This is a genomic window from Streptomyces sp. NPDC059900 (genome assembly GCF_050270335.1).
Classification (GTDB): Bacteria; Actinomycetota; Actinomycetes; order Streptomycetales; family Streptomycetaceae; genus Streptomyces.
In genome coordinates, this window is the sequence record NZ_JBNNJZ010000953.1 from 1 (window position 1) to 1,988 (window position 1,988).

A 1,988-nucleotide genomic window follows, 5' to 3' on the forward strand; every position below is an offset into this window, starting at 1 on the left:
CTACCAACTGGTGGAAGACCTGCACGGGCAACTACTCCGGCTTCCGCAAGACCCATCCGCTGTGGGTGCCGCACTACGGCTCGTCCGTCGGAGCGCTGCCCGGGGGCTGGAACTACCAGACCGTGTGGCAGTACACCTCCAAGGGAGCAACGGTCGGCGACCACGACCGGTTCAACGGGAGCCTGAGCCGCCTGCAAGCCCTGGCGCGCGGCTGACCGAAGTCCTCGCCCACGGGCGCGGTGCGAGGAGCGCGATAAACCCGGTGTCCGCGGAAGGGAGTTGTCCGCCGAGGCCGCCGGGCCGCCGGCTGTGCCACTCCGCAACACCGCACCGCCGCCGCGTTCCACGAGCCTGCTCCTGCCCGGCGGCGAGATCACCCCGGTGGCGGGCGGGCAGCGCACCGGCACCCGCCGGGCGCCGGCCGGCCGCGTCCTGAGGGCCGGGCGCACCACCGCGGCGCCCGCTTCCTCCCCGGCGGACGCCGCGTCAGCGCAGCCCCCTCGCCGAGCAATTCACGCTGGCGGCCCACGGCGGTGTCTGCGGGCGAGCGCGGTATCAATAGGGTGTCGGCCATGCCTGCCACGCTGAGTTCAGCCAAGACCGCCGCCGCGCTGCGCACCTCGGCCCGAATCTCCCTCGAGGTGCTGCTGGTCCTTGTGGCTGCTGCGGCAGCCCTGTGGATTCTGGGCCGGATGTGGTCGGTCCTGTGGCCCCTGGTGGTGGCCCTTTTGCTCACCACGCTGGCCTGGCCTCCCGCTCGCTTCCTGCGCCGGCGCGGCTGGCCCCCCGCCCTGGCCGCCTCGGTGGTGACCGTGCTCTTCCTCCTGGTCGTCGCCGGTATCGCGGCACTGATCGCCGTGCCGGTGGCGTCCGAGTCCGGCGACCTGGCCGACGGCGTGACCCAGGGCATCGAGAAACTGCGCCAGTGGGCGGCCGGGCCGCCCTTCAACATCGACGACGCCGAGATCTCGGGCGGAATCGACTCGGCGACCGCGCGGATCAAGGACAGCGTCGGCAGCATGGTGACCACTGTCTTCACCGGAGTGAGCACCGTGTTGAACGGACTGGTCACCGCACTCCTGGCGCTCTTCCTGATGTTCTTCTTCCTCAAGGACGGCCCGCGGTTCCTTCCCTGGCTGGCCCGTCAGCTCCCCGGCCGGCTCGCCGCAGACGTCCCCGTCGTGGCCGCGCGCAGCTGGGACACCCTGAGTTCCTTCGTCCGCTCCCAGGCCTTCGTCGGGCTGCTCGATGCGGTCTTCATCGGCCTGGGCCTGTGGATCGTGGGGGTGCCCCTCGTGCTCCCGCTGGCGGTGCTGACCTTCGTATCGGCGTTCGTCCCCATCGTGGGCGCCGTGTTCGCAGGCCTGGTAGCGGTGCTCATCGCCCTGGTTTCCAACGGACTGACCGACGCACTGATCGTGCTGGCGATCATCCTCGTGGTCCAGCAACTCGAGGGCAACGTCTTCCAGCCGATCATCCAGAGCCGCGGGCTGGGCCTGCACGCGGCGGTGGTCCTGCTGGCGGTCACCCTGGGCGGCAACCTGGCCGGCGTCGCGGGCAGCCTGCTCGCGGTACCCGTAGCCGCCCAGATCGCGGTGATCTGGAACTACCTGCGCGAGCAACTCAGCGACCAGCCCCGGGAACCCGACACCGACGGCACACCCCCCGAAGCCGCAGCCCCCTCCTGATGCATCCCCCGGGATTACGCCGACGGACGCAGCGGGAACCCGGACCAGGACCCCTGGCGTCCTGACCCGTATCAGGCGTGCGCCGTACGGGGGTCGGACATGAGCGACAGCACGCACGACGCAGACCGCGCCGAGAGCGGCCGGGAGGGGCAAGGCCGGCAGAGCGAGGCCGACGGCCCGCCACGCCCCACCCGCCCGGCAACGGCGCTGCTGCTCGGGGCCGCGATCGCCTTGCCCCTGCTCGCGGCGCTCGCGCCCCGCCCCGGCGCATGGGGCGAGGACTTCGGCACCGTGGGGTGG

Annotated in this window: 3 protein-coding genes; all 3 read left to right on the forward strand. The window is 71.9% G+C overall.

The features are described 5' to 3' along the window. The coding region (locus ACQKIP_RS46095) for a GH25 family lysozyme (RefSeq protein ID WP_427745733.1) at nt 1–215 on the forward strand (215 nt) is incomplete at its 5' end. 357 nt (nt 216–572) lie between these two features. Beyond that, nucleotides 573–1,688 carry an AI-2E family transporter gene (locus tag ACQKIP_RS46100; RefSeq protein WP_365863552.1) on the forward strand — a complete coding sequence of 372 codons (1,116 nt, stop codon included), beginning with the start codon at nt 573–575 and terminating at the stop codon, nt 1,686–1,688. Nucleotides 1,689–1,787: 99 nt separating this feature from the next. Further along, the coding region (locus ACQKIP_RS46105) for a hypothetical protein (protein ID WP_427745734.1) at nt 1,788–1,988 on the forward strand (201 nt) is incomplete at its 3' end.